This window comes from Pseudarthrobacter sp. MEB009, from assembly GCF_030208875.1.
Classification (GTDB): domain Bacteria; phylum Actinomycetota; class Actinomycetes; order Actinomycetales; family Micrococcaceae; genus Arthrobacter.
On record NZ_JARVTC010000002.1, the window covers coordinates 123063 to 141325 of the forward strand.

19 protein-coding genes and 2 tRNA genes are annotated in these 18263 nt (G+C 68.2%); 19 read left to right on the forward strand and 2 right to left on the reverse strand.

All coding sequences use genetic code 11. The features are described from left to right. Window position 1: 1 nt before the first annotated feature. From rplU to QRN07_RS00770, 11 genes are all read left to right on the forward strand, one after another. Window positions 2-310, forward strand: a complete 309-nt coding sequence (rplU, locus tag QRN07_RS00720; RefSeq protein ID WP_015937330.1) for a 50S ribosomal protein L21 — start codon at window positions 2-4, stop codon at window positions 308-310. A 62-nt stretch (window positions 311-372) separates the two neighbouring features. Then, a complete protein-coding gene (rpmA, locus tag QRN07_RS00725; protein WP_009372867.1) occupies window positions 373-636 on the forward strand; it encodes a 50S ribosomal protein L27 in 264 nt (87 codons plus the stop codon). Between the two features lie 116 nt (window positions 637-752). Beyond that, a complete protein-coding gene (obgE, locus tag QRN07_RS00730; protein ID WP_050686662.1) occupies window positions 753-2342 on the forward strand; it encodes a GTPase ObgE in 1590 nt (529 codons plus the stop codon). Then, window positions 2332-3471 (forward strand): glutamate 5-kinase, encoded by a 1140-nt coding sequence (gene proB, locus QRN07_RS00735; protein ID WP_050686660.1) that lies wholly within the window; start codon window positions 2332-2334, stop codon window positions 3469-3471. The genes obgE and proB overlap by 11 nt, the downstream gene beginning before the upstream one ends. Window positions 3472-3497: 26 nt before the next feature. Further along, entirely contained in the window at window positions 3498-4877 is a 1380-nt protein-coding gene (locus QRN07_RS00740; RefSeq protein ID WP_050686658.1) for a glutamate-5-semialdehyde dehydrogenase, read from the forward strand. Between the two features lie 77 nt (window positions 4878-4954). Further along, window positions 4955-5188, forward strand: a complete 234-nt coding sequence (locus QRN07_RS00745; RefSeq protein WP_050686656.1) for a hypothetical protein — start codon at window positions 4955-4957, stop codon at window positions 5186-5188. A 1-nt stretch (window position 5189) separates the two neighbouring features. Further along, window positions 5190-5861 (forward strand): nicotinate-nucleotide adenylyltransferase, encoded by a 672-nt coding sequence (gene nadD, locus QRN07_RS00750; protein ID WP_082178350.1) that lies wholly within the window; start codon window positions 5190-5192, stop codon window positions 5859-5861. Window positions 5862-5934: 73 nt separating this feature from the next. Beyond that, window positions 5935-7380 (forward strand): hypothetical protein, encoded by a 1446-nt coding sequence (locus QRN07_RS00755; protein ID WP_285240130.1) that lies wholly within the window; start codon window positions 5935-5937, stop codon window positions 7378-7380. Window positions 7381-7427: 47 nt separating this feature from the next. Beyond that, complete coding sequence (rsfS, locus tag QRN07_RS00760) at window positions 7428-7829, forward strand: ribosome silencing factor (RefSeq protein ID WP_056597818.1); 402 nt, start codon at window positions 7428-7430, stop codon at window positions 7827-7829. A gap of 113 nt (window positions 7830-7942) precedes the next feature. Next, a tRNA-Ala gene (locus tag QRN07_RS00765) sits at window positions 7943-8015 on the forward strand. Window positions 8016-8287: 272 nt separating this feature from the next. Then, a tRNA-Ala gene (locus tag QRN07_RS00770) sits at window positions 8288-8363 on the forward strand. A gap of 63 nt (window positions 8364-8426) precedes the next feature. Here QRN07_RS00770 and QRN07_RS00775 read toward each other — a convergent pair. Beyond that, window positions 8427-9752, reverse strand: coding sequence for a class I SAM-dependent methyltransferase (locus tag QRN07_RS00775; RefSeq protein ID WP_050687071.1), 1326 nt, complete (start codon window positions 9750-9752; stop codon window positions 8427-8429). A gap of 158 nt (window positions 9753-9910) precedes the next feature. On the opposite strand from QRN07_RS00775, the gene QRN07_RS00780 reads away from it, so the two are divergent. The 3 genes from QRN07_RS00780 to QRN07_RS00790 all read left to right on the forward strand — a co-directional run bounded on the left by QRN07_RS00780 (window position 9911) and on the right by QRN07_RS00790 (window position 13517). After that, on the forward strand, window positions 9911-10990 hold the full coding sequence (locus QRN07_RS00780; RefSeq protein ID WP_285240131.1) for an FAD-dependent oxidoreductase: 1080 nt from the start codon (window positions 9911-9913) through the stop codon (window positions 10988-10990). Between the two features lie 26 nt (window positions 10991-11016). Next, entirely contained in the window at window positions 11017-12153 is a 1137-nt protein-coding gene (locus tag QRN07_RS00785; protein WP_502934771.1) for a class I SAM-dependent methyltransferase, read from the forward strand. A gap of 161 nt (window positions 12154-12314) precedes the next feature. Then, a complete protein-coding gene (locus tag QRN07_RS00790) occupies window positions 12315-13517 on the forward strand; it encodes an ROK family protein (RefSeq protein WP_285240175.1) in 1203 nt (400 codons plus the stop codon). A gap of 36 nt (window positions 13518-13553) precedes the next feature. On the opposite strand, the gene QRN07_RS00795 is transcribed toward QRN07_RS00790, so the two are convergent. Further along, window positions 13554-13757 (reverse strand): hypothetical protein, encoded by a 204-nt coding sequence (locus tag QRN07_RS00795; protein ID WP_231686111.1) that lies wholly within the window; start codon window positions 13755-13757, stop codon window positions 13554-13556. A gap of 139 nt (window positions 13758-13896) precedes the next feature. Between QRN07_RS00795 and QRN07_RS00800 the strand changes: the two genes are divergently transcribed. Genes QRN07_RS00800 through QRN07_RS00820 form a run of 5 tightly spaced genes read left to right on the forward strand, consistent with a single transcriptional unit; the run spans window position 13897 to window position 18263 of the window. Then, window positions 13897-14904 carry an AAA family ATPase gene (locus tag QRN07_RS00800; RefSeq protein ID WP_285240133.1) on the forward strand — a complete coding sequence of 336 codons (1008 nt, stop codon included), beginning with the start codon at window positions 13897-13899 and terminating at the stop codon, window positions 14902-14904. Between the two features lie 6 nt (window positions 14905-14910). Next, window positions 14911-15810: a DUF58 domain-containing protein gene (locus QRN07_RS00805; protein ID WP_285240134.1), complete on the forward strand. Its 900-nt coding sequence runs from the start codon at window positions 14911-14913 to the stop codon at window positions 15808-15810. Further along, entirely contained in the window at window positions 15800-16270 is a 471-nt protein-coding gene (locus QRN07_RS00810; protein ID WP_285240135.1) for a hypothetical protein, read from the forward strand. Before QRN07_RS00805 ends, QRN07_RS00810 begins: the two co-directional genes overlap by 11 nt. Next, a complete protein-coding gene (locus QRN07_RS00815; protein ID WP_285240136.1) occupies window positions 16261-17241 on the forward strand; it encodes a vWA domain-containing protein in 981 nt (326 codons plus the stop codon). The genes QRN07_RS00810 and QRN07_RS00815 overlap by 10 nt, the downstream gene beginning before the upstream one ends. Next, entirely contained in the window at window positions 17238-18263 is a 1026-nt protein-coding gene (locus QRN07_RS00820; RefSeq protein WP_285240137.1) for a VWA domain-containing protein, read from the forward strand. Before QRN07_RS00815 ends, QRN07_RS00820 begins: the two co-directional genes overlap by 4 nt.

The following is an 18263-nucleotide window of genomic DNA, read 5'->3' on the forward strand; positions in this document are numbered from 1 at the left end:
AGTGGTGTACGCGATTGTCCGCGCAGGCGGCCGGCAAGAGAAGGTTTCCGTTGGAGACTTCGTTACCCTGAACCGCGTCGCCGGTGGAGCTGGCAGCACCATTGAGCTGCCCGCGCTGCTCCTGGTGGATGGTGACAAGATCACCACCGCTGCTGCTGACCTGGCCAAGGTGACCGTAACGGCTGAGATCCTTCAGGACCTCCGTGGTCCGAAGATTGTCATCCAGAAGTTCAAGAACAAGACCGGGTACAAGAAGCGCCAGGGTCACCGTCAGGAACTGACCAAGGTCAAGATCACTGGCATCAAGTAACCACCCGGTTACCGTTTCGGTTTTTCAGCAGATTCCCCAGAATTTAGAGGCAGGCATTTCAGATGGCACATAAAAAGGGCGCGAGCTCCACTCGCAACGGCCGTGATTCAAACGCTCAGTACCTGGGCGTCAAGCGCTTCGGTGGCCAGGTTGTTTCGGCCGGCGAGATCATCGTCCGCCAGCGCGGCACCCACTTCCACCCGGGTGCCGGCGTAGGCCGCGGCGGCGACGACACCTTGTTCGCGCTGACCCCGGGAGCCGTTGAATTCGGCACCCGCCGCGGTCGTCGCGTCGTCAACATCGTTGCTGCTGCAGCTGCAGAGTAACACCAAGTTCTGAAGCGGTGGAGCGGGCCTGATGGTCCGCTCCACTGTTCTTTTAACCGCATTACAATCGTTTTGGCGCCCACAGGCTGCCAGGAAACAGCACTGAGGAGATCCACGTGGCCAGCTTTGTAGACCGGGTAGTACTGCACGTATCCGGCGGTACCGGCGGCCACGGGTGTGTTTCCGTCCACCGCGAGAAGTTCAAGCCCCTGGGCGGGCCCGACGGCGGCAACGGCGGCGACGGCGGCAACGTCATCCTCCGCGTCGACCACCAGACCACGACGCTGCTGGACTACCACCACGCACCGCACCGGCACGCCACCAACGGTGGACCCGGCATGGGCGACTGGCGCGGCGGCAAAAACGGCGAAACCCTGATCCTCCCCGTTCCCGACGGCACCGTGGTCAAGTCCAAGGACGGCACCGTCCTGGCCGACCTCGTTGGCGAAGGAACCGAATACGTTGCCGCCGCAGGCGGCCTGGGCGGCCTGGGCAACGCAGCCCTGTCCTCCCAGAAACGCCGCGCACCGGGCTTCGCCCTGCTCGGCATTGAAGGCGAATCCAGCGACGTTGTCCTGGAACTGAAATCCATTGCCGATATCGCCTTGGTGGGCTTCCCGTCCGCCGGCAAGTCCAGCCTCATCGCCGCGATGTCAGCCGCCCGGCCCAAGATCGCCGACTACCCGTTCACCACCCTGATCCCCAACCTCGGTGTGGTCCAGGCCGGCGAAGTCCGCTTCACCATCGCCGACGTTCCCGGCCTGATCGAAGGCGCGTCCGAAGGCAAGGGCCTTGGCCACCACTTCCTGCGCCACGTGGAGCGTTGCGCTGCCCTGGTGCACGTCCTGGACTGCGGCACCCTCGAATCGGACCGCGACCCGCTCTCCGACCTCGCCGTCATCGAAGCCGAGCTCGAAAAGTACGCTGTGGACATGAGCTACGCCGGCCAGGACGGCGAAGTTGTGCCCCTGAACCACCGTCCCCGGCTGGTGGCACTGAACAAGGTGGACCTCCCCGACGGCAAGGACATGGCCGAATTCGTCCGCCCCGAGCTGGAATCCCGCGGCTACCGCGTCTTCGAAATCTCCGCCACGAGCCACGAGGGCCTGCGCCAGCTGGGCTTCGCCATGGCTGAGATCGTCAAGGCCGCCCGCGACTCGCTGGCCGCTGCACCGCCCAAGGTGCAGCCGCCCGTGCTCCGCCCCCGGGCCGTCAACGAATCCGGCTTCAAGATCCGTCGGGAGGAAAAGGCCCTGGAGCCGCTGTTCCGCGTCATTGGCGACAAGCCGGTGCGCTGGGTCAAGCAGACCGACTTCACCAACGAAGAAGCCATCGGCTACCTCGCGGACCGGCTGGCCAAGCTGGGCGTCGAAACCGAACTGTTCAAGCAGGGCGCCAAGCCCGGCGACATGGTGGTCATCGGCGAGGACGACGGCGTTGTCTTCGACTGGGAACCCACCATGATGGCCGGCGCGGAACTCCTGGCCTCCCCGCGCGGCACCGACGTCCGCTTCGCCGACATCGGCGACCGCCCCACCCGCGGCCAGAAGCGCGACGAGCAGCAGGAACGCAAGGACGCCAGGGCCGCCACCAGGGCCGAACTCGAGGCCGAGCGCAAGGCCGGCATCTGGACCGAGTCCGTGAGCAGCCGCCGCGTAGCGAAGCCCCTCAAGGAGAGTGGACTGGGCGCAGACGATGACCAGTAGCGCCCTGCCCGGCGCGGCCCTGGACCGAAGTGTCTTCGCCCAGGCCCGCCGGATCGTGGTCAAGGTGGGTTCCTCGTCGCTCACCAGCATCAAAGGCGGCATCTCCGAGCAGTCCCTGACGGCCCTCGCTGACGCCCTGGCCGCCAAGCGCAATGCAGGCACCGAGATCATCCTGGTCTCCTCCGGCGCCATCGCGGCGGGCCTGGCGCCCCTTGGCCTGGCCAAACGCCCCCGAGACCTGGCCACCCAGCAGGCCGCGGCAAGCGTAGGCCAGGGCCTGCTGATGGCACGCTACACCCAGGCCTTCGGCGCCCACGGCGTCACTGTCAGCCAGGTGCTGCTGACCGCAGAGGACCTGATGCGGCGCAGCCAGCACACCAACGCCTTCCGCGCCCTGAACCGGCTGCTGAACCTCGGCGTGGTGCCGGTGGTCAACGAAAATGACACCGTCGCCACCCACGAGATCCGGTTCGGTGACAATGACCGCCTCGCCGCCCTCGTGGCGCACCTGGTCCGTGCGGACGCGCTGGTCCTGCTGTCCGACGTCGACTCCCTCTATGACGGGCCGCCCGCCCAGGGTGCCACCCGGATTCCCCTGGTCACCGGTCCGCGCGACCTCGAGGCAGTGTCGATCGGCAAAGCCGGCAAGGCCGGGGTGGGAACCGGCGGGATGCTCACCAAGGTGGAGGCCGCCAGCATGGCTGCCGGCTCCGGGATCCACACCCTGGTGACCTCCACACCTAACGCCGCCGCTGCGCTGCGCGGCGAGGACGTTGGCACCTGGTTCACCGTGAACGGCGCGCGCAAACCCGTCAGGCTGCTGTGGCTGGCCCATGTGGCCTCCGTCCAGGGCCGCCTGGTCCTCGACGACGGCGCCGTCCAGGCCGTCCGCCACCGCCACACCTCCCTGCTGCCGGCCGGCATCTCGGCTGTGCAGGGCGACTTCGAGGCCGGCGATGCCGTGGAGATCGCCGGTGCCGACGGCGTTGTCGTGGCCCGCGGCCTGGTGAACTACTCGGCCGTTGAGCTGCCGCGCATGCTGGGCCGGTCCACCCGGGACCTTGGGGAAGAGCTCGGCACAGGCTATGACCGGGAAGTTGTTCATGTTGACGACCTGGTGCTGGTGTAAGCCCCGTCCTCGCCTAAACTTGAAGGATGACTGAGGCCCTGACCCACACAGCTGCTGACACCTCCGAAAACACCGCCGCCGGTTTCCCGGCGGACGCCGTGGCGCCTGCCGCCGCGCCGGTGACGGTTGATGCCCCGCTGTCCGAGGCTGACGTCGAGGCAGCGGTGCATGCCATCGCTGACCGCTCCCGCAAGGCCTCACGCCGGATGGCGATGGCCAACCGGGCGTGGAAGGACCGCGGCCTCGAGGCCATCGGCAAGGCCCTGCAGGACAGCGCCGACGCCATCCTTGCCGCCAACGCCCGCGACGTTGCGGCAGGCAAAACCAACGGTACCTCCGCAGCCATGCTTGACCGGCTCACCCTCACCAGGACCCGCATCGCCGGGCTGGTGTCCGCGCTGGACAACCTTGCCGGCCTGCCCGATCCCGTAGGCAACGTGGTCCGCGGCCAGACCCTTCCCAACGGGCTGCGGCTCCGCCAGGTCAACGTTCCCATGGGTGTGGTGGCGGCCATCTACGAGGCCCGTCCCAACGTCACCGTGGACATCGCCGGCCTGGCGCTCAAAAGCGGCAACGCCGTGATCCTTCGGGGCGGCAGCGCTGCTGAAGCCACCAACGGCGTCCTGGTGCGGGTGCTGCGCGAAGCCCTGGAATCCGTGGGCCTGCCCGCCGACGCCGTCCAGACCGTGGACCAGTACGGCCGCGCCGGGGCCACGGTGCTGATGCGTGCCCGCGGCAGGGTTGATGTCCTGATTCCCCGCGGCGGCCGCGAGCTGATCCAGACCGTGGTCACCAACTCCGCGGTCCCCGTCATCGAAACGGGGGAGGGCAACGTCCACATTTTCATCGACGAGTCCGCCGGCGTGGACATGGCAGTGGAGATCCTGCTGAACGCCAAGACCCAGCGCCCCAGCGTCTGCAACACCGTGGAAACGCTCCTGGTGCACTCTGGCTCCACCGTCCTGCCCGCCGTCGCCGCTGCCCTGCAGGCCGCGGGGGTCCGGCTGCACGCCGACGAGCGGATCCGCGCCGCCCTGCCCGCGTCCATCGAGTCCGTTCCGGCCACGGACGCGGACTGGGGCACGGAGTACATGGACCTGGACCTTGCCGTCGCCATGGTGGACACCCTTGACGACGCCGTCAGCCATATCCGGAAGTGGTCCACGGGCCACACCGAAGCCATCCTGACCAACGACCTCGCCAACGCCGAACGCTTCATCGCCGAGATTGACTCCGCCGCAGTGATCGTCAACGCGTCCACCCGGTTCACCGACGGCGGGGAACTGGGCCTGGGGGCCGAAGTGGGCATCTCCACCCAGAAGCTGCACGCCCGCGGCCCCATGGGACTGACGGAGCTGACCACCACCAAATGGATCGTCCAGGGCGAAGGCCAGGTCCGCGGGTAGCAACGCGGTAATATAGACCAGAAGCCTGCAGCAGCGCGTTTGCCGCTGCCCGAAAACCTTGAGCCTTAGGGGAGAAAATGCTGTTCCAGCAGATCGCCATGTCAGTTGCCGCAGAAGGCGAAGAGCACGAACTCGCTCCGCTGTGGGCCGAGCCGTGGGTCTTCGGCGCGGTCATTTTCGGCATCCTGCTGGTGCTGATGTTCATCACCTTGTCCTACTCCAACCTGGGCAACCGCCACAGCATCACGGAGGAGCACGCGGATCCGCACCGCCAGCACCCCAACAAGCACGATCACGGGCAGGGCCACTAACATTTCCGGCGTTCTCCACCACAGCGGTGCCGCCAAGGGCAGGCTCCGGCTGGGCGTTATGGGCGGGACGTTTGATCCCATCCACCATGGACACCTGGTGGCTGCCAGCGAGGTTGCTGCGCAGTTTAACCTTGATGAAGTGGTGTTTGTGCCCACCGGGCAGCCCTGGCAGAAATCGCACAAGCAGGTCAGTGATTCTGAGCACCGCTACCTGATGACAGTGATTGCCACGGCTTCAAACCCGCGGTTCACGGTCAGCAGGGTGGATGTGGAGCGGCCCGGCCCCACATACACCATCGATACCCTCCGCGACCTGCGGGCCCAGCGCCCGGATGCGGACCTCTTCTTCATCACGGGCGCGGACGCCCTGGCGCAGATCCTGTCCTGGAAGGACATCGACGAACTGTGGTCGCTGGCCCACTTTGTGGGGGTCACGCGGCCCGGGCACGTCCTGGACGGGATGGGCCGCACGGACGTCAGCCTCCTTGAGGTGCCGGCCATGGCGATTTCGTCCACCGATTGCCGCACCCGCGTGGCGGGGAACAACCCCGTGTGGTACCTGGTGCCGGACGGTGTGGTCCAGTACATCGCCAAGTACGGCCTGTATGCGGATGAGCGTACCGCCGTCACCAATCCAACTTCCGAAGCACGTGAACCCGCCAGTACCGAATGAGTCCCTAATGAGTCAGGAACAGCCAACCTTCCGTAGCCGCCGGGAACTCCGCCAGGCAAGGGAAGCTGGACAGGTGTCCGCGCAAGTCGACCAGCTTCCCGCTGCCGGCCAGCCGGATGCTGCGCCGCTGCCTGCCACAAAACAGGCCGAAACCAAGCAACCTGACTCGGCGGCGCCTTCCGTAAAGCAGGGCCAGGGCGGGCAACCGCAGGCAAAGCGGCCCGCCGTGGCCAAGCCCGTTCCGATGAAACCGGCACCCACCAAGGCTGTTCCGGCGCCGGCAGCTCCGGCGAAGCCCGTCCCGGCCAAGCCGGCCGGCCCGGCCGCTTCATCAAAGGCTGCCGCAGCGAAACCCGCACCAGCCAAGCCGCAACCGGCCAAACCCGGCGCGGTGAAGCCTGAAGCGGCCAAGCCTGCTGCCGTGAAGCCTGAAGTGGCCAAGCCTGCTGCGGTGAAGCCTGAAGCGGCCAAGCCCGTTGCCGCCAAGGCTCAACAGGCTGAACAGGCTAAACCGGATCCGGCAAAGCCTGCCCCTGCCAAGCGAGCCGCCAACAAACCTGCTGATGCCGCACCGGAGGATACGTCCACCCAGCGGTCCTCCCAGATCCGTGCCCGCGATCGCGCGGCGCTGCGTACGCTGAAGGAGCAGGAAATAGCAGACGGGCAGCAGGCCGACGGCGGTCCGCTCACCCGCCGCCAAATCCGCCTGCAGCAGCTCAAGGAGCAGGCCCTTACGGCTGCCACGCCAATCGTTCCGGCGCCGGAGCAGGCCTCCGCAGGCCAGCTTGCCAAGCCCGCTGTCCCTGCCGCGCCGGGCACCGAGCCTGGCCCCAAGGGCATGACGGTGGAACAGGCTCTGGCAGCGCGGGCACTGATTGCCGAGCAGGCCAGGAACCAGATCGCCAAGATGGAGCACATTGCTTCACTGGACCCGAAGACCGCGGATCCCGAAGCCGTGGACCCCGCAGTCCTGGCTGAGCAAGTGGCACTTGCTGAGCGGGCGGCCGCGGTCAACCGGCGGGCCGGGGCAAGCAAGCCGGCACCGTCCACCGCAGATAACCTGGCCATGGTGACACCCCTGGAGTTTGTCGAAGTACCTGGCTTCGACCGGCCGGTCATGAAGCGCCCCGCCACGTCCCATGTTCCAGTGGTCACCCGGCCCGGTAGCAAAGCCGCCTCCGGTCCGGGCCGTAAGAACCCGCCCGGACCACGCGCCGGTCGGCCCGCCCCGGACGCCGGCACCAGCCCGTCCCAGGTGATTGCCCGGGCGGAAGCTGCCGCACGGAAAGCTGCGGCCCCCGTTCCAGGCGTTCCAGCCGAAAGCTCCCCAGACGACCTCTTTGCGGACCTGCCACGCATCCCGGCTGCATCCGCGCATGGGCTGGACCCCCTCGACGCTGCCACCGCGGGGCTCGGCAGGGCGCAGCGGAACCGCCTGCTTCAACTTTGCATCCTGGTTTTTGGCATCGTGGCACTCGTCTCGGGCATCGTCCTGATCATCAGCGGCATGTCCCGCTGACCGGCTCCGCCGAACATCACAGCTTTTAATAACAACAAGGAAGTCCCATGACTGCTACAGAATCATCCATCAGCATTGCCCGTACCGCCGCCAAGGCTGCCGCCGACAAGATCGCCCAGGACATCGTGGCTTTGGACGTCAGTGAGCGCCTGGCGCTGGCCGATGTGTTCCTGATCGCCTCGGCACCGAGCGAACGCCAGGTGAACGCCATCGTTGATGGCATCGAAGAGGAACTCGCCAAGCAGGACCTCCGTCCCGTGCGTCGCGAAGGCCGCTCCGGTGGCCGCTGGGTCCTGCTGGACTACGCGGACATCGTCATCCACGTACAGCACGAGGAAGACCGTGTTTTCTACGCCCTGGAGCGCCTGTGGAAGGACTGCCCCGTTGTGGATCTCCAGCTCGGGGATGACACGTCCGCTAAGGCTGCAGTTACGGCCGAGGGCGAATAGTTCCGCACCATCCGGGCGAATATACCCGATTTGGAATTTTCGGAATTGCTGTTCTAAGATATTTGAGTTGCTTCGGGGAAACCCGGGAAAACATCGAAGAACAGCAGTAGTTCGGGGCTGTGGCGCAGCTGGTAGCGCACCTGCATGGCATGCAGGGGGTCAGGGGTTCGAGTCCCCTCAGCTCCACCGAACGGTCCGCCGGAATCATCATGATTCCGGCGGACTTTTTTGTATCCGCGAACGCCATCATGGTCTCCACGACCAGCAGCGATACATCGCCGGCCTCCCGCAACCTCAGCGGGGCATGGCGGGGCCATCGACAGATCACGTCCGTGCCGGGTGCTGGTGGCAGGAAACGGTAAATACGCCCCTGAGTGAACCTCCGATTGGCGCGGAACACCAAAGTGCATTAAGCTGATCAGGTTGCTTCGCGGGTTACCGTTGAGGCGGCAGGTTTTGGGGCTGTGGCGCAGCTGGTAGCGCACCTGCATGGCATGCAGGGGGTCAGGGGTTCGAGTCCCCTCAGCTCCACCAAACAACAAAGGGAACCACCGGCGCCGGTGGTTCCCTTTGTTGTTGCCGGCGGCAGCGACCGGTTCAGAGCCATTCCGTCCGCCGCAGCGGCGGCTCCGCCCCGCCGGGCCGCCGGACCAGCACCTGGTTGACGCCGGTCAGGTTGTTTTCAAAGCCCAGGGCGCTGGACGCCATGTAGAGGCGCCAGATCCTGGCCCGGCCAGGGCCGGCGAGCTCCACCGCACGGTCCCAGCCGGCCTCCAACCGGTTGACCCACGCCCGCAGTGTCAGCGCGTAGTGCCTGCGCAGCGCCTCGACGTCAAGGATCTCGAAGCCGGCGGTCTCCAGCGCCGCCGCCATCTCCGCGAGGCTGATCATTTCCCCGTCAGGAAAGACATACCGGGGGATAAACGAGTCCGGGTCCGGGCTGGTGACCCCGGCGTTCCAGGAAATCGCGTGGTTCAGCAGCCTCCCGCCGGGCTTGAGCAAACCGAACAGCGTGGCCGCATAGCCAGGCGTCCCGGCCCGCCCGACATGCTCCGACATGCCGATTGAGCTGATGGCGTCAAACGGGCCATCCGGAACATCGCGGTAGTCCTGGACCCGGATGTCCACTGCGTCCGCCACGCCCGCATCCGCAGCCCGTTCGCGGGCCCGCTTAGCCTGCTCCGCCGAGAGGGTGACACCCACCACCGTGGCGCCATACCGGCTGGCAGCATGCAGGGCGAAGCTGCCCCAGCCGCAGCCCACGTCCAGCACCCGCATGCCCGGCTGCAGCCCGAGCTTGCGGCACACCAGGTCCACCTTGGCTTCCTGGGCGGCGTCCAGACCTTCAACCAGGCCGTTGCCTGTCCCGTGGCCGTCCGCACCGTCCGCCGGAATCCCCTCCCACACCGCGCAGGAGTACACCATGGACGGGCCCAGGACCAGTTCGTAGAAGTCGTTGCCCACGTCGTAGTGATGGGAGATGGCCGCGGAGTCCCGGCGGCGCGTATGCAGCCGCCCCGTCCGGCGGACCTTCGCCTCCTCGGCTGGCGGCGCAGGGTTGGGCCCCAGGGCGCCGAGCCGGACGGCTGCCCGGACCAAAACCAGCAGTTCCCCTGCCGTGGGTCGGCGGAACGGGCCCGGTTCGGCGAACTTTCCTGCCGAGCTCAGCGCCGTGAAGGCAGCGAAGATATCGCCCGGGGTGTCGATTTCGCCGGCCACGTAAGCGCGGCTGAGCCCCAGCTGGCCTGGCGACCACAAAATCCGCCGGAGCGCGCGCCGGGACCGGAACTCCAGGATCGGTGCACCCAGGGGCCCTGCCTCTGAACCGTCCCACGCGCGCAGGCGCAGCGGAATGCCTTCCGTGCCCAGCACCACCCCCAGTGCTGCGGCAAGCCGGTCAGCATGTCCAGTCCCTGCGGCCACGGCGGTCCTGCCTTCCCGGACGGCCTCCCCGCCGCTGGCCAGTACCCTCGGCAACCGTCATGCACGTCCTTGGGCCAACACTAAGGCCGGTCCCCGCCGTTGTCAGCGCCCCTGGAGCAGGGAATTTTCCGGTGTCGGGACGCGACTATCATGGGGGAGTGAACCCTGCCCTTGCCGACGTTGTGGTCATCGGCGCCGGCCAGGCCGGCCTGTCCGCCGCGTACCACCTGTTGCGGCGCGGCCTGGACCACGTGGTCCTGGACGCCGAAGACGGTCCGGGCGGCGCTTGGCGGCACCGGTGGAAAAGCCTTCGGATGGGCACCGTGAACGGCATCAGCGACCTGCCGGGTGCGGCCAAGCCCCCGGTGGATCCCGCGGAACCGAGTTCGGAGTTCCTGAGCCGCTACTTCGGCGGATATGAGGAGGAACTGGCACTGGCCATCAGGAGGCCCGTCAAAGTCCGTTCCGTCAGCAGGGAAGACAGCAACCCCCTCGGCAGGCTGCGGATCACCACTGACGACGGCGTGTGGTCCGCCCGGGCGGTCATCAACGCCACCGGCACCTGGACAAGGCCGTTCTGGCCCATCTACCCGGGCCAGGCCGGCTTCCGTGGCCGCCAACTGCACGTGGCCGACTACGTGGCGGCGGAGGAATTTTCGGGCCGCCACGTTGCGGTGGTGGGCGGCGGGATTTCAGCGGTGGGCCTGCTCGCCGAAATCTCGCTGGTCACCAGTACCAGTTGGTTCACCCGCCGCCCGCCCGTATGGCGGGACAGCGGCTTCGATGGCCGGGCCGGCCACGACGCCGTGGCGCTCGTGGAAGAGCGGGTGCGGCAGGGCCTGCCGCCGCAAAGCGTTGTGTCGGTGACCGGCCTGCTCTGGACCCCCACCCTCCGTGCCGCAGCCGCCAGGGGAGCCCTGGACCGGCAGCCCATGTTTACGTCCCTAACGCCCGACGGCGTCCGCCTCGCCACCGGGGAGCTGCTGAAGGTGGACGTCATCTTGTGGGCCACCGGCTTCCGCGCCGAACTGGAGCACCTTGCCCCGCTTCACCTGCGGGGACCCGGCGGCGGAATTGCGATGGCCGGAACGCAAGTGGCAGCCGAGCCGCGCGTGCATCTCGTGGGGTATGGGCCGTCGTCGTCCACCATCGGCGCGAACCGGGCGGGCCGGGCGGCAGTGGCAACGCTCCTCAAGCTGCCGCAGCTGGCCGCACCGGCGCAAGGACGGCAGCAATGACCACCGAGGGAGAACCCGAAAACAGCATGGACCAGCCAGCACACATCAGTGATGACCTTTTCGCCGGCCTGCGCCGGCGGCCCGACGTGGAAGCGGCAAACCTCCATGCCTGGGACGCCACCGACCGGCTCCTGCTCGAGACCGCGGCTGCCGAAGGACGCGCGGGCACCCGGATCGCCGTGGTCGGGGACCGCTATGGTGCCCTGACCCTCGGCGCCGGCGCCGTGCTGGAACCGGAGGACCTGCGGGTGCACCAGGACCTGGTGACCGGCGAGCGGGCGCTGCGCCTCAACGCCGGACCCGGTGCCCGGTTTGAGCAGCTCCCCCTCGGGGCGGACCTGCTGGCCGGTGCGGGGACGGTGCTCCTCCAATTGCCTAAGACCCTGGCCGAACTGGAGGAGATCGCCGCGGCCGTGGCACTGCATGCGGACCGGGACGCGGTGGTGCTGGCCGGCGGCCGGGTGAAGCACATGTCGCTGGGCATGAACCGGGTGCTGGAACAGTACTTCACCACCGTCCAGCCGCAACTGGCGCGGCAGAAATCCCGGGTCATCCTGGCATCCTGGCCGCGGCCGGATGCGCCGGCCACCAAGTTCCCCGTGCTGGAACACCTGGCGGAGCTGGAACTGGCGGTCGCCGCCCACGGTGCCGTGTTCGCCGGCCCGAAGCTGGACATCGGCACCCGGTTCCTGCTGGACTTCCTGCCCGACATGCCCGCAGCGGCGCACGCGGTGGATCTGGGCTGCGGCACGGGCATCCTGGCGGCAATGTATGCCCGCAGGTTCCCGGGGGCAGTGGTCACCGCCAGCGACCAGTCAGCGGCCGCCGTGGCTTCAGCGCTCGCAACGGCCCGCGCCAACAACCTGGCGGACCGGATCAGTGTCCTGCAGGACGATGCACTCAGCACCCTGCCGGCGGGCAGCGCGGACCTGGTCCTGCTGAACCCGCCCTTCCACGTGGGCGCTGGAATCCATGCCGGTGCCGGCCTGAAACTGATCAGCGCCGCCGCACGCGTCCTGGCACCGGGCGGTGAACTCTGGACCGTCTACAACCGGCACCTCCCGTACCTGCCGGCACTCGAACGCGAGGTGGGGGCCACCGATGTCCGGGGGCAGAACCCAAAATTCCTGGTGGCACGGACCGTGCGGCGGGCCTTGCGCTGACCGCTGAATTACCGCGCGCCGCGCCGTCGGACAGACGTATGGCCTGCGGGAGGGCGTAACGTACGATTCAAGAATCACCACTGCAACGCAGTAAAGGTATAGGGGAAGAAGTGACTGAGATCCGCCCATCCTCACCGAGGCGCGGAACCAACCTGCCCAAAATGGGGGACTTCAACCTCACGGTGATCGTTGATGCCATCCGCAGGTCCTCCGGCGGGATGAGCCGGGTGGAGCTGGCCCAGATTGTGGGCCTGTCCCCGCAGACCATCTCCAATATTTCCCGCCGGCTCCTTGACCAGCACCTCATCATCGAAGCCGGCAAGGAAGGCAGCGGCCCCGGCAAGCCGCGGACCATCCTGCGCCTCAACCCTGCCGGCATGTACGCCTTGGGGGTCCACCTGGACCCGGCCGTCACCACCGTGGTGGTGCTGGACCTCGTAGGGGCGGTGGTGCAGCATTCCCGCATTGCCACGCCGGGCGGCAGCGACCCGGCCGCCGTCATCGCCACCATTGCCGCGGAGATCGCCGCCGTTGTGGCTGCATCCGGGGTGGACCAGAGCCTGATAGCCGGCCTGGGACTGGCCACTCCCGGGCCGATCGACCTGGATAACGGCACGGTGGTTGACCCGCCACTGCTTCCCGGCTGGGACCGGGTGGAACTGCGCAACGCCCTCTCCGCAGCGACGGGCTACTCGGTCCTGGTGGACAAGGACGTGACCAGCGCCGCCGTGGCCGAGACCTGGGCCGGCGGCCCCAGCGGTTCCGGCAGCTTCATCTTTATGTACATGGGCACCGGTATTGGCTGCGGCATCGTCCTCAACGACGAAGTGGTCCGTGGCACGTCAGGCAACGCCGGCGAGATCGGCCACATCATGGTGGATCCGGACGGCCCGCCCTGCGACTGCGGCCAGCGCGGCTGCGTCAAGTCCTCCTGCATCCCGCAGGTACTGGTCGCGGAGGCCCAGGCCGCCGGAATCCTGGATGGTCCGCCGGCGGGCAGCAGCGGAGCCGAAATCCAGCAGCAGTTCTCGCGGCTGTGCAGCCTGGCAGCCGAGGGCAACGAAAAGGCTTCCGCCATCATCGACAAATCCGCCGTGCTGGTGGCGCGGGCGGTGTCTGTTGTCGCCAACACCCTGGACATTGAACGGGTGGTTTTCGGTGGCCCGTTCTGGAGCGGACTGTCGGAGCGCTACCTGGAACTGCTGCCCCCGCTCCTTGACGCCAGCAGCGCCGCCCGGCTGATCCACCCCATCGATGTGGTGGGAACCGGCGTTGGCGAGGACGTCGGGGCCATTGGTGCCGCGTCGCTGGTCCTGGAACACACCTTGGCCCCCCGCGCCCAGCGCCTCCTGCTGGAAAACTGACATCAGGAGGTCGGGCACAGCAGCCGGACAGGCCGGCTAGTCGATGTCCTCGAGGACAACCCCGAACGGAAGGGTCTCATCGAGGTGCGCCTGGTGGCCGGTTGAGCCGGGGTTGTACACCACGCGGACCCCGTGCAGTCCATCCGCAGCAGACTGCTGCAGGACCGGCTTGACGGTGTTCACGAACATCTCGCTCTTGTCGGCGAGAAACTCCTTGTAACTGGCTGGAAGCTCGCTCATGGCATCAGGATAGACCTGCCGGGCGCGGATGGGGAGTGGTCCCCATTGCCGCCTCCACCGCATCCGGCTTGGATAGGATGGCGGGCGGAGTGCAGGCGCCCGCCAGTACCCATCAACCAGCCAGCCAGGGGGACCACCAGTGCAGCAGACCCGTGCCGCCGCAAGGATTGAACCGGCGGAACTGGCCAGGGCACAACAGGTCGCGGCCAACATCACCAGGAGTTTCGAAACCAAAGTGGTGGGCCAGTCCCGGCTCCGCGAATCGCTGTTGGTGGGACTGCTGACCGGTGGCCACGTGCTCCTGGAAAGCGTTCCGGGCCTGGCCAAAACTACCGCGGCCCAAACGGTGGCCGAGGCCGTCAGCGGCGACTTCCGCCGGATCCAGTGCACCCCCGACCTGCTCCCCAGCGACATCGTCGGCACCCAGGTCTACGACGCTTCCACCGGGACGTTCTCCACGCAGCTGGGCCCCGTCCACGCCAACATTGTGCTCCTCGACGAAATCAACCGGTCCAGCGCCAAGACCCAAAGCGCCATGCTCGAGGCCATGCAGGAACGGCAGACGTCCATCGGCGGCCGGGACTACCCGCTGCCGGCGCCCTTCCTGGTGTTGGCCACGCAGAACCCCATCGAGCAGGAAGGCACCTACCAGCTGCCCGAGGCGCAAATGGACCGGTTTATGCTCAAAGACGTCCTGGACTACCCCACACCGGCGGAAGAGGCGGAAATCATCCGGCGGATCGACGCCGGCGTGTACAGCAAGGAGCAGGCACCGCCCGCCGCCGCGTCCCTGGCCGCCGTGTCCGCTGTGCAGGACACCGTCCGGCGGATCTACCTCGACCCGGCCATCGTCAATTACATCGTGGGCCTGGTCTTCGTTACCCGCAATGCCGCCCAGTACATCGATCCCCGCCTCGCCGGGTACATCGAATTCGGTGCGAGTCCCCGCGCCAGCATCGCCTTCAGCCAGGCCGTCCGGGCGCGTGCCCTGCTGGAAGGGCGAGACCACGTGATCCCCGAGGACGTGAAGGCCCTGGCCCACCGGATCCTCCGGCACCGCCTGATCCTGGGGTTCGACGCCGTCGCCGAGCAGGTGCCGGTGGAAACCGTGATCGACGCGGTGGTCAATGCCGTGCAGACGCCGTAGGGCTGCATGACTGCACTCCTGCACCGGGTGAAGTCGAAGATGTTCATCTTCGCCCACCGGAAAGCCCGTGGCCTCCTGGACGGGGAATACGGCTCGGTCTTCAAGGGCCGCAGCCTGGACTTCGACGACCTGCGGGCCTACGTTCCCGGCGACGAAGTCCGCGACATCGATTGGAAGGCCTCCGCACGGCACGGCTCGCCACTGATCCGGCGCTATGTGGCAGTCCGGCAGCAGCAGGTGCTGCTGGTGGCGGACACCGGCAGGAACATGGCGGCCGAGTCCCTGGGCGGCGAACCCAAGAAGGACATCGCCGTGATGGCGCTGGGGGTGCTGGGGTCCCTGGCGCTGAACCACGGCGACCCCGTGGGGCTTGTCCATGGCGATACCACCGGCACGCGGGCCCTGCCGGTCAAGGCCGGCGAAGCCAACCTCGAGCGGATCCTCCGGAAAGTGGACGACGTCGGCCGCCACAGCGCGCCCAGTGCCCCCGGGGAGCAACTCGGGTTCGTCGAGCGCACCTTCCGCCGCCGGATGCTGCTGTTTGTGGTGGCGGACGAGGGCGCCGTGGCGGAGACCACGGAACGCCAGCTCCGGCGGCTTCGTGCCCAGCACGAAATCCTGTGGCTGACCATCCGGGACGCGGACCTGACCGCACCGGCGCCCGCTGCGGACCCGGCCGGGCGCGGGACAGCACTGCGGGATGTGGTGGGGCGGGCCGCCGTCGTCCATCCCGTGGCAGCCTCGCCCAAGGTGCTGGCCGCATATCAGCTGGCCCGGACGGAGCGGGATGCGTCCCGCAGCGCCATGCTGCGCCGGGCCGGTATCACCGAAGGGTACGCGGGCTCCAGCCATGAGGTGGTCCCCGCCATCTTCTCGCTTCTGGAAAGCCACCGCCGTGGCGGATGACCAGGGCTTCTACGCGCCCCTGGGCTACAGCCCGCTGTGGTTGTGGGCAGGCCTGCTCCTGGCTGCGCTCGCGGTGGGGTGGATTGTTGCCGTCCTGGCAGCCACCCCGCAACCCCGCGCGCGGACCGCACCGGACAGCCCCGCCGCCATGCTGCCGGCTGCCGGGTTGAAGGAGCATTACCTGGCCCGGATCCACGAGGTGGAGACAGCGGCCGGAACCGGGGCGCTCCCGCAACGCGCCGCACACCAGGAGCTCAGCCTCCTGCTGCGCCTCTTCATCCGGGATGCCACCGGTCAGGACATGACCCGGATGACGCTGGCGGACATCCGGGAGCAGCCATTGCCCGGGGTGGCCGAGGCCATCGGCAGGATCTATCCGGGCGAGTTCGCCGCTGAACCGCTGCCGTCCGTTACGGCGTCCGCAGCAGCGGCCCGGGAAGCGGTGCGGGCATGGAGCTGATGTACTGGTGGATTCTCCCGGCGGGGATCCTGGCAGGCGCTGCAGTGGCCTGGTGGTTCATCCGCCGGGACAAGGACGGCCGGCACCGGGCTGTGGCGCATACGGACCGGCTGACCGCCTTGCCCGAGTACCGGGATGCCCTGCGGCGCCACCGCAGGATGCTGGTGGTGATGGCCGGTGCTGCCGTGGTGCTGCTGCTGGCGGCCCTGGCTGCTGCCGCGAGGCCGGTGAGCGCCACCGTGACCACACCGGCGGAGCACAGCCGGGACATTATGCTGTGCCTGGATACGTCAGCCTCCATGGCCAGCGCCGATGCCGCCATCGTCGGGGTGTTCCAGGACCTGGCCCGGGAGTTCGACGGCGAACGCATCGGCCTGATGATGTTTGACTCCTCCGCAGCCCAGGTCTTTCCGCTGACGGATGACTACCAGCTGGTGGCGGAGCAGCTGGTGCGGGCGCGCAACGCCTTCGAGGGCGGTCCCGGCGACGCTGCCTTCTTCGCCGGGACAGGGGTGGCGCCGGGGTCGTCGCTGATCGGTGACGGCGTGGTTTCGTGCAGCCAGGGATTCCCCGGACCGGACGATGGCAGCCGCTCACGGTCGCTGGTGCTGGCCACGGACAACTTCATCTCCGGCGACCCTATTTTTACGCTGGCCGAGGCCGCAGCCTTGGCCAGGGACAAGGGCATCAGGATCCATGCACTGAACCCGGCGGACTTCGACTACGGCGACAAGCCCGGGCAGGAAGGTGCCACCCTGCGGGCGGCGGCCGAGTCCACCGGTGGCGCGTATTACCCGGTGGACTCTCCGGCGGCAGTGGGGTCGATTGTCCGCGAGGTGCAGCGCACGGAAGCGGCGGCACGCCAGGGTGCACCGCAGCGGGTGGTCACTGACGAGTCCGCATGGCCGTTGGGTGTTGCCCTGCTGGCGGGCCTGGTGCTGGTGGGCCTGGCCTGGCGGGTGGACCGATGAGCCTCCTTCCGATCCTGCCCTGGTGGCTGCTGGCCCCCCTGATGGCCGTCGCGACGGCGGGCATTGTGTGGCACCTCCACCGGAACCGGTCGTCACCGGCAGCGGCGCGGGACTGGGCCGCTCGCGGGGTCCTGCTGGCGCTGCTTTTTGCCGCCGCCCTCCGCCCGGGGGTGGGCGGCGCAGCTACCCAGGCAGCGCCCGCCGACGTCGACGTATTCCTGGTGGTGGATACCACCAGCAGCCTCGCCGCCGAGGACTTCGGCAGTGAACCCCGCCTGGCCGGAGTCCAGCGTGACGTCGCCGCGGTGGCCACGGGCCTGGCCGGCGGCAGGTTCTCCCTGATCACCTTCGATGCTGCAGCCGTGGTGCGGCTGCCGTTGACCACCGATGCCGGCGCACTGGCTGCGGCCGCCGGGGTGCTGGCGCCGGAAATCACCGACTACGCCCGGGGGAGCAGCATCACCGCAGCAGGGCCGGTGCTGGCCCAGCGCCTGCAGGCCGCCCGGGACAGCCATCCCGAGCGGCTTCGGTTTGTGTTTTACCTGGGGGACGGGGAACAGACCAGCGCTGCTCCGGCCGGTCGGCTCGGGGTGGACAGCGGCCTGGTGGATGGGGGAGCGGTGCTGGGGTACGGAACGGCCGACGGCGGCCGCATGCGCACGTACGAGGGTGGCCGGACCGGCTCGGCCGGGACCGCCTATATCCAGGATGGATCGGCGGCGGGCGGCGGCGACGCGGTGTCCCGGATCGACGAGGACGCGCTCCGCTCGATTGCGGACACCCTTGGTGTGCCGTACGTCCACCGCACGCCCGGCGACACTGCGGATGCGCTGCTGCAGGAAGCCAACCCCGGCAGCATGACGGTGGCTGACAGCGCTGGAGGAGAGGTCCCGGACCGCGGGGAGGTGTCCTGGCTGCTGGCGCTGGCTGCCTTTGTGCTGGGCCTGCGGGAACTGGTCCTCTCCGGCCGGCGGCTCCGCGATACGCGGCTGCCCGCCGGCGGGCGAGGGGGCAGGTTATGA

Coding starts and splice junctions, on each gene's coding strand:
- QRN07_RS00740 (WP_050686658.1), top strand. CDS start 3,498: ATGACTGAGGCCCTGACCCACACAGCTGCTGACACCTCCGAAAACACC.
- rpmA (WP_009372867.1), top strand. CDS start 373: ATGGCACATAAAAAGGGCGCGAGCTCCACTCGCAACGGCCGTGATTCA.
- rsfS (WP_056597818.1), top strand. CDS start 7,428: ATGACTGCTACAGAATCATCCATCAGCATTGCCCGTACCGCCGCCAAG.
- QRN07_RS00795 (WP_231686111.1), bottom strand. CDS start 13,757: ATGAGCGAGCTTCCAGCCAGTTACAAGGAGTTTCTCGCCGACAAGAGC.
- QRN07_RS00815 (WP_285240136.1), top strand. CDS start 16,261: ATGGAGCTGATGTACTGGTGGATTCTCCCGGCGGGGATCCTGGCAGGC.
- QRN07_RS00790 (WP_285240175.1), top strand. CDS start 12,315: ATGGGGGACTTCAACCTCACGGTGATCGTTGATGCCATCCGCAGGTCC.
- QRN07_RS00820 (WP_285240137.1), top strand. CDS start 17,238: ATGAGCCTCCTTCCGATCCTGCCCTGGTGGCTGCTGGCCCCCCTGATG.
- QRN07_RS00745 (WP_050686656.1), top strand. CDS start 4,955: ATGCTGTTCCAGCAGATCGCCATGTCAGTTGCCGCAGAAGGCGAAGAG.
- proB (WP_050686660.1), top strand. CDS start 2,332: ATGACCAGTAGCGCCCTGCCCGGCGCGGCCCTGGACCGAAGTGTCTTC.
- QRN07_RS00785 (WP_502934771.1), top strand. CDS start 11,017: ATGGACCAGCCAGCACACATCAGTGATGACCTTTTCGCCGGCCTGCGC.
- QRN07_RS00805 (WP_285240134.1), top strand. CDS start 14,911: ATGACTGCACTCCTGCACCGGGTGAAGTCGAAGATGTTCATCTTCGCC.